A 7,760-nucleotide genomic window follows, 5' to 3' on the forward strand; every position below is an offset into this window, starting at 1 on the left:
TTTCATTTCACGTACAAGATATTCTACTTTAATAGGGTCTTGCTCTTTATTACTAATGATATTCATAGCAACCATAAAATCGGTTGAGCTTAAAGGACGAACTCCTACTATTTTAGGCTTTTCACCTTTATAATCTTTTATTAAATCAGTATAAGATTTAGTAACATATTTAGAGTAAACTTTAATGAAGTCTTGAACCTGCCCACTTGATAAAGTTTTTATCCCGTTTCTACCTAATGTATATTTAGCCATCCAATCAAAATCTAGGTTCTGAGACATTAACTCACGTGCTTTAGCAATTTTTACTCGCTCAGATAGCTTACTATCGTTTAATATACTAGAAGCTTCATTTACTAAATTAGTAACGTAATCATTCAAACCAGCAGGCACTTTCTCGCTAGAATAAGCGGAAAACGTCATAACTAATAAAAACAAACCTGTAATAATTTTTTGCATATAATCCTCGTTAATTTAATTAATTCTTGGGTTTAGGACATTTAAAATTTTCAGGATATTGAACCGATGCTTCACGAACACGATGTAATGCTGATCTAATAGCCACATAAGGATCGGTAGAATTCTTCATCACATAATCACTAAACGGTAATACCACATATCGATTGTTTATTTTACTAACTGCTAGTACCCCTAAGTCAAAATCATTGTGAGTGTAGTACATTAATGGATTAAGAGCATAATTAGTAACTACCGAATCCGTCATATCTCTTGCGTTAGTACTACCGATTATCGGCAATACTAAATAAGGACCTGGGGCAACTCCATAATGTGCAAGGGTACTACCGAAAGTTTGACGTTCAGACGGCAAACCTACTTTACCTGCCACATCAAATAAACCGCCTATGCCAAGCGTCGTGTTAATGAGAAACCGCCAAACGCTTTTCATAGTTTTATCGTAATTTAACTGAAGCACGTAATTTATCGCCGTAAGCGGTGTATCGACATTACTGATGAAACTATTAACACGTGCTTTTACGTAATCATTCGTTATATTCTTATAACCTATCGCTAAAGGACGCAATATTATATAATCTAGTACAGAATTAAATGCAAACACTTTACGGTTAAATTTTTCGTATGGATCATAAACTTCCAAGCAACAGTTTTCATTTCTTCCACCATTATAGTTATATATGTCATTATCAACATATTCAAGATCAGCTCTTGCGAATAATGAGCATAGCATAATAGATAGTATAATTAAAATTCTCATTGATTTATGTTATTTTCTTACAAACAATAATACTATATTTATTGTGTTCTGCTAGTATTATTTCTTCCGAAGTGAATATAGTAAAATTATTTTTTTGTAAAAAATTATTTATTTCATTCAAGTTAAAAATAAATTCTTTGCGTTTTACTGAGAATTGCGTCTTCGCGGCGTTCGGTAAACAAAGGGCAAAATACCCTTGTGCACTAAGAGATGAGTATATTAAATTAAAATATTCTATTAAATTGTTAGTAAACGATAATCCGCAAAAACTCAAAATAATATCAAATTTATTAGTGTTTTGTTTTAAAAATTCATCGATAGCAATATTATATATTTGATCGTAAATTTTAGTGTTCGGGTAATATGTTTCTTGTAAATCATTCATTAAAGTAGAAATTTCTACACCGGTTAAAGTAAAATTTTCCGGAAAACGTTTTTGTATTTCATAACCTACCAGCCCTATATTACTTCCAAGTTCCAAAATAGAATAATTATCCGGTAAATCAGATATCTGCTTGAGTGTATCATTAACAAACCTATACGGGAGATGGATATTTTTATCGTTATTAAAAATAGTAGGATAATATTGTGCAGTTAAATCATGATATTCTCCCCAAATTTCTTGAGGTATGTCAGTAATATCCTGATAATTTTTCAAAAAATTTATAAATATAGCTTTATATTGTTCATTAGATTGTTCTAAATATTCTATAGCTTGTCTGTAATTATTTTTTAAAAAATAAACCCATCCGAGTCGATAATATACTTTAGAATCATTAGGATTAAAAAATTTATCGACTAGTTTAAACCTAAGCAATGCATCATTTAAATTACCTCTATATAAATGATCAAGTCCAAGCTGATAATTAGTTTCTGCTAAATGAGAGAATTTATATTTACAATCACTTATATTTTTTCTAAATTCTAAAATTTTATTCTTAATAAAATTCGGTATATTTATTATAGTTAAGCAATAATGTTTGATTTTTTCTTTTATTTTACCGAGCATAGTTTAATTACTAAATTAATATTACTTACTATAATAAAGCATATCTTGATAAATTTTTAAATAAAATAATTTTATTGCGATTAAAATTGCTGTATTATCGCTTATTATTAATGTCATTCCCGCGGAAGCGGGAATCCAGTACTTTTAAGGCTTTTTAAAAGCTCGCTTTACTCTGGATTCCTGCTGTCGCAGGAATGACATCAAACTACCTCATTAATACGGACTCAAAATTATGTCAATTATTTCTACGAGACTAAATTCTATAAAGCCGTCACCAACCCTTGCAGTTGTAAAGAAAACCATTGAACTTAAAAAATCGGGAGTTGATATTATTGCACTTGGTGCAGGTGAGCCTGATTTTGATACGCCTGACAATATTAAGGAAGCGGCGATTAAAGCGATTCAAGACGGCTTTACTAAATATACTAACGTTGAGGGTATGCCTCTTTTAAAGCAAGCAATAAAAGACAAATTCAAACGTGAAAATAGTATAGATTACGAACTTGATGAAATAATAGTAAGTACCGGCGGTAAACAAGTTATATATAATTTATTTATGGCATCCTTAGATAAAGGGAATGAGGTAATTATTCCGGCACCCTATTGGGTTTCATATCCTGATATGGTTGCACTTAGCACAGGCACACCTGTTTTTGTAAATTGCGGAATTGAAAATAACTTTAAATTAAGTGCAGAAGCTTTAGAACGTTCAATTACGGATAAAACTAAATGGCTTATTATTAACTCACCTAGTAATCCAACAGGTGCAAGCTATAACTTTGAAGAGCTAGAAAATATTGCTAAAGTTTTAAGAAAATATCCTCATGTGAACGTAATGTCCGATGATATTTATGAACATATTATTTTTGATAATTTTAAATTTTATACATTAGCCCAAATAGCACCTTATTTAAAAGAGAGAATATTTACCGTAAACGGAGTATCTAAAGCTTATTCTATGACGGGTTGGCGTATAGGCTACGGCGTGGGCTCTAAAGCTTTAATTAAAGCAATGACTATTATTCAGTCGCAAAGTACTTCAAACCCTTGTTCAATAAGTCAAATGGCTGCTATTGAAGCATTAAACGGTCCTCAAGATTATATAAAGCCTAATGCTTTAAATTTTCAAAAAAAGCGTGATTTTGCTTTATCAATTTTGAAAAGAGTAAAATATTTTGAGTGCTATAAGCCGGAAGGTGCGTTTTACTTATTTGTTAAATGCGATAAAATATTTGGACATAAAACTAAGTCAGGAAAAATAATTAGCAATAGTAATGATTTTGCCGAATATTTACTTGAAGAAGCAAAAGTTGCCGTGGTACCCGGTATCGCTTTCGGATTAGAGGGATATTTTAGAATCTCTTATGCTACTTCTATGGAAGAGCTAGAAGAAGCTTGTATGAGAATTGAGAGAGCTTGTGATGCTTTATAGTACTAAGCTGTCATACCACAGATTAACCGCGGTATCTAAAAAAGAAATAATATTAACAATGTAAATCTTTATATGGATACCGCGGTCAAGCCCGCGGTATGACACCAGCAAAACAAATCATGCGGAAAGTTTTTAAAAAATTTTTAAAAAATAATAAATACGTACTTAATATAATTACTATTTTACTATATTGGTATTTGCTTTTTGTTTATTTTACATCAAAACAGAAATTTATTTTTTACGATAACGGCAATAAGGAAAAATTCCTAAACGAACAAGGGGTAATCTTTGCATTTTGGCATAATATGCTTGCCTTAAGTCCGGCTATGTTTATAGGACATAGAAATATCTATGCTTTAATATCACCGCATTTAGACGGGGCAATTTTAAACGATTTAGTAGGAAAATTCGGTTGCAGAGTGATAGTAGGTTCTACTAATAAAAATCCAATTGGAGCTTTACGTAATATTATAGGTAAGTTATCTCAAGGTGCAAATATAATAGTCACACCGGACGGTCCTAAAGGACCGGTATATAAAGTAAATAGCGGCATTACCGAAATTGCTTATAGATATAACAAAAAACTTATTCCTATAGTCAGTTCTACTTCTAGATGTTTCAGGTTAAAAAGTTGGGATAAATTAATAATACCATTACCGTTTGGTATCATTAAAATCATAGTTGGCTCACCTTTAGAACTCACAAATGATAAAATACGAAACCATATAAGCCTTGAAAAACAACTAACAAGCTTAACAGCGAACTTAAAGAAATGATGTTATTATATTATGCTTTAAGCTTTATATTATTGCCTGTTTATTTTATCATAATTCTTATACGCTTATTAATAGGTAAAGAAGATATAAGACGCATCCAAGAACGTTTTGCTATAGGTAAGTATCGACAAGACAACTCCTTCTTAATATGGATCCATGCAGCTAGCGTCGGTGAGTCTATGGCAGCTTTAACATTAATATATAATATAAGTAAACGCTATCCTGAAATTCGTTTTTTAGTAACTTCTTGGACTAACAGCTCCGCTAAAATATTAACTGCCAAATTACCTAAAATAGCAGTTCACCAATTTTTACCGATAGATAATATTATTTTTACTCGAAAGTTTTTAAAAAATTGGCAACCTAATTTAGGTATTTTTATAGAATCGGAATTGTGGCCGTGTACTATTAATGAAGGAGCAAGGCAGTGTAAATTGCTGTTAGTTAACGCACGTATTTCCGATAAATCATTTAAAGCTTGGCTAAAAAGAAAAAGCTTCTTTCAGCTTATCCTCAAACATTTTAGTAAAATTATTGTGCAAAGCGAGCGTGACTTACAAAAATTCAATGAACTTGGCGTATCAGATGCAATTAATTTAGGCAATATTAAATTTGCCAATGAAAAACTTCCAGTTAATCAAGAAGAGCTATCAAAATTAAGCTCACATTTAGACAATAGACAAGTGGTGGCATTTGCTAGCACTCACCCTGAAGATGAAGAGGTGATTTTACCCATAATCAAAAACCTACAAGAGCAGTTTTTAGATTGCTATATTATCCTAATTCCAAGACATCCCGAGCGAGTTAAATCCATTATCGATAATTGTAAATCACATAATTTATCCGCTACCGCTAAGTCACAAAATGATTTACCTGTTTTAAGCAATGATATTTATATAGTTGATAGATTCGGCGAAATGGGATTATTTTTTTCCGTAGCTACAATTTCTTTTATCGGCGGTTCTTTTAAACAAGGCGGACATAATATTTTAGAAGCGGCATATTTCTCTAATTGTATTATATTCGGTCCCGATATGAGTAAAAACACCGATATCGCTAAAGGCGTACTGCAAAATGAAGCAGCTATCCAAATCAAAAACGGTGAAGATTTACTCACCAAATTAACATATCTCCTTAGCCCTAATAATTCTCTAGAACTTAAAGCTTATCGTGAAAAAGCTTTAAAATTTGTTGAGAATAACCAAAAAGTCCTAGATGAATATTTGAAGGTAATTACGAAGTTTCTTCCATAGCTAAGGCTAGTTAATAAAAGTAGAATTTTCAAAAATAAAATTTGACTTTTGATTGTGACATGATTAAATAGTTATTTAATCATGAAGGATATAATTATGCAAGATCCGGATACTATACGTCAAATTGCAAATAAACAGGCAACAGATCAAATCGAGGCAAGAGAAAGAAGGAAAAAATACGGAAATTCATCTGATAGTGGAGAAGGCAAATTTTTAGGAGCCGTAATAATAATTACCAGTTATGTATTCTATAAAGCAGTGGAAGAGGTGCTAAAATTTACAACTGTCGGAAGTAAAATTTTGGTAAATGCTTATAAGATAAATACAGGAAAAATAGAAGTTTTAGGTACCAATCCTGAAAGTAAAACAACCTATATAGCAAGGAATCCTGCTCCTCACAGTACTACTAGTACCACTGAATCTTTAGATTCTACTGCGCAAGTTTCTCCTAGTGCTAAAATATAAAAAGTTTAAAAATTAGGAAAACAAATTTTAGAAGATGCACAAACCGGTGCTAAAATTCTTTCAACTGCTTATAAGTTAACTACGGGTAAAGTAGAAGTACTAGGACCGTCTAGCGAGTTCATTAGAGACGGCAAAGAAAAATTTATATTTTCTTAACATACTGAGCGTAAGATTATTACAAGGGAATTTAAACGTGAAGATGGTTATAAATGCGGTATCGCCATGGGCAGCAGTCATTAACACTTCTTTGACGTTAAGATTCAATAATAAGCTTGTATTTTAAGTTGAAAGCATTCCATTGTGCTATCTGATACTACACAAGACACAGGAGAAACTCTTGATCTTTCGCTAGTTTTAAAAGATTCAGACGGGAAAAATTTTGATTCTGCTCATTTAAAGATAAGTTATGATAGAGATGGAAAACTAAAATGGTTATCGTTACCAAATACTCCTATAATTTTGAGAACCAACGGTATCCAGCCTTAACTGTTTATAACGGTAAATTATATTCCTGACCGGGGGTAAGTAGCGGATACTATAAGTATTGACATAAACTAGTACAACAAAATGCAGGTGGTGTAAACATAGATCACCTAGAACGCGAATTGACTATAGAACTTTTAGGAGAGTAACGAGACACTGAGTGGATTCAAAAAGTATTAGATATTATCCCTACAAAAGTAGAGATTTGTTGCATGGCTCGAAAAACCTACTCGATGTCACTCCAGCGAAAGCAGGAATCCAGAAAAAAGTGAGATAAATCAAACTTTTAATTTTAAAAACTTGTTATATTTATACTTTCTAATTTGAATTCCCGCTTTGATCTAGGAATGACATCGAGCAATGCAACAACACCGTTCAAATCGCGAGATGATAGGATGGAATTGTGTCTGCACAACACACATGCTCGCAATGATGATTTGGTATCCACGTGGGAACGACATTGAAGCTATGAAACAAACCCCTTAACTTTGCGTAATAGCAGCGACTTCATCGACAAAGTTTTTTTCTTCATATTCTATACCTTCACCAAGTTCGTATCTAATAAATTTGGCGATTTTAATTTCTGCACCGAGTTCTTTTTCAGCATTTTTAATTACTTCCGCAACAGTAAGTTTAGGATCAAATAAGAAATTTTGCTGAAGCAATACAACTTCAGAGAAGAATTTACGTATTCTACCTTCTACCATTTTTTCTATAATATTATCAGGCTTTCCTTCTTCTTTAGCTTTCTCAAAAAATACTTTTCTCTCACGCTCTACGAGTGCTTGATCCAAGCTTGAATCATCTATGCTTTGCGGGTTATTGCCTGCTACATGAACAGCAATTTGTTTAGCTAAAGCTTCTAGTTTTGCTTTATCTTTTGCGTTAGACGCAAGACCTACTAATACGGAAATTTTTCCTAGATTCGGTACAACTTCATTATGTACGTACGAACCGATTGCTCCTTCGGATATCTCTAATATATCCATACGACGTAATGTTAAATTTTCACCGATTGTAGCGATATTTTCTATAATCTCTTCTTCAACTGATTTACCGCTTTGCATTTTAGATGTTTTTAGCGTGTCTATAGTTTTTGCAATTACTGCAA

The 7,760-nt window shown here is 32.1% G+C and carries 9 protein-coding genes; 5 read left to right on the forward strand and 4 right to left on the reverse strand.

Annotation, left to right across the window (positions count from 1 at the left end; translation table 11 throughout):
- The 3 genes from A452_RS0106855 to A452_RS0106865 form a co-directional block, all read right to left on the reverse strand.
- The coding region (locus A452_RS0106855) for a Tgt2/MlaC family protein (protein ID WP_017208689.1) at nucleotides 1–456 on the reverse strand (456 nt) is incomplete at its 3' end.
- A 19-nt stretch (nucleotides 457–475) separates the two neighbouring features.
- A complete protein-coding gene (locus A452_RS0106860) occupies nucleotides 476–1,231 on the reverse strand; it encodes an MlaA family lipoprotein (protein ID WP_014412128.1) in 756 nt (251 codons plus the stop codon).
- Nucleotides 1,232–1,235: 4 nt separating this feature from the next.
- Entirely contained in the window at nucleotides 1,236–2,240 is a 1,005-nt protein-coding gene (locus A452_RS0106865; protein ID WP_014412127.1) for a methyltransferase domain-containing protein, read from the reverse strand.
- 232 nt (nucleotides 2,241–2,472) lie between these two features.
- On the opposite strand from A452_RS0106865, the gene A452_RS0106870 reads away from it, so the two are divergent.
- From A452_RS0106870 to A452_RS11245, 5 genes are all read left to right on the forward strand, one after another.
- Nucleotides 2,473–3,672, forward strand: a complete 1,200-nt coding sequence (locus tag A452_RS0106870) for a pyridoxal phosphate-dependent aminotransferase (protein ID WP_014412126.1) — start codon at nucleotides 2,473–2,475, stop codon at nucleotides 3,670–3,672.
- A 119-nt stretch (nucleotides 3,673–3,791) separates the two neighbouring features.
- Complete coding sequence (locus tag A452_RS0106875) at nucleotides 3,792–4,448, forward strand: lysophospholipid acyltransferase family protein (protein WP_014412125.1); 657 nt, start codon at nucleotides 3,792–3,794, stop codon at nucleotides 4,446–4,448.
- The gene (gene waaA / locus A452_RS0106880) at nucleotides 4,445–5,701 is read left to right on the forward strand and encodes a lipid IV(A) 3-deoxy-D-manno-octulosonic acid transferase (protein WP_014412124.1); all 1,257 of its coding nucleotides are present in this window, start codon (nucleotides 4,445–4,447) and stop codon (nucleotides 5,699–5,701) included. The genes A452_RS0106875 and waaA overlap by 4 nt, the downstream gene beginning before the upstream one ends.
- 96 nt (nucleotides 5,702–5,797) lie before the next feature.
- Nucleotides 5,798–6,166, forward strand: coding sequence for a hypothetical protein (locus tag A452_RS0106885; protein WP_231289980.1), 369 nt, complete (start codon nucleotides 5,798–5,800; stop codon nucleotides 6,164–6,166).
- A 300-nt stretch (nucleotides 6,167–6,466) separates the two neighbouring features.
- The gene (locus tag A452_RS11245; protein WP_014412122.1) at nucleotides 6,467–6,652 is read left to right on the forward strand and encodes a hypothetical protein; all 186 of its coding nucleotides are present in this window, start codon (nucleotides 6,467–6,469) and stop codon (nucleotides 6,650–6,652) included.
- A gap of 479 nt (nucleotides 6,653–7,131) precedes the next feature.
- Here A452_RS11245 and tsf read toward each other — a convergent pair.
- Nucleotides 7,132–7,760: translation elongation factor Ts (gene tsf, locus A452_RS0106900; protein WP_017208691.1), on the reverse strand; the 629-nt coding region annotated here is incomplete at its 5' end.

Origin of the sequence: Rickettsia australis str. Phillips (assembly GCF_000273745.1) — a bacterium.
GTDB classification, from domain to species: domain Bacteria; phylum Pseudomonadota; class Alphaproteobacteria; order Rickettsiales; family Rickettsiaceae; genus Rickettsia; species Rickettsia australis.

What these genes read in the sequence shown, in the direction of transcription:
- A452_RS0106860 (WP_014412128.1), bottom strand. Translation starts at nt 1,231, where the DNA reads ATGAGAATTTTAATTATACTATCTATTATGCTATGCTCATTATTCGCA.
- A452_RS0106865 (WP_014412127.1), bottom strand. Translation starts at nt 2,240, where the DNA reads ATGCTCGGTAAAATAAAAGAAAAAATCAAACATTATTGCTTAACTATA.
- A452_RS0106870 (WP_014412126.1), top strand. Translation starts at nt 2,473, where the DNA reads ATGTCAATTATTTCTACGAGACTAAATTCTATAAAGCCGTCACCAACC.
- A452_RS0106875 (WP_014412125.1), top strand. Translation starts at nt 3,792, where the DNA reads ATGCGGAAAGTTTTTAAAAAATTTTTAAAAAATAATAAATACGTACTT.
- waaA (WP_014412124.1), top strand. Translation starts at nt 4,445, where the DNA reads ATGATGTTATTATATTATGCTTTAAGCTTTATATTATTGCCTGTTTAT.
- A452_RS0106885 (WP_231289980.1), top strand. Translation starts at nt 5,798, where the DNA reads ATGCAAGATCCGGATACTATACGTCAAATTGCAAATAAACAGGCAACA.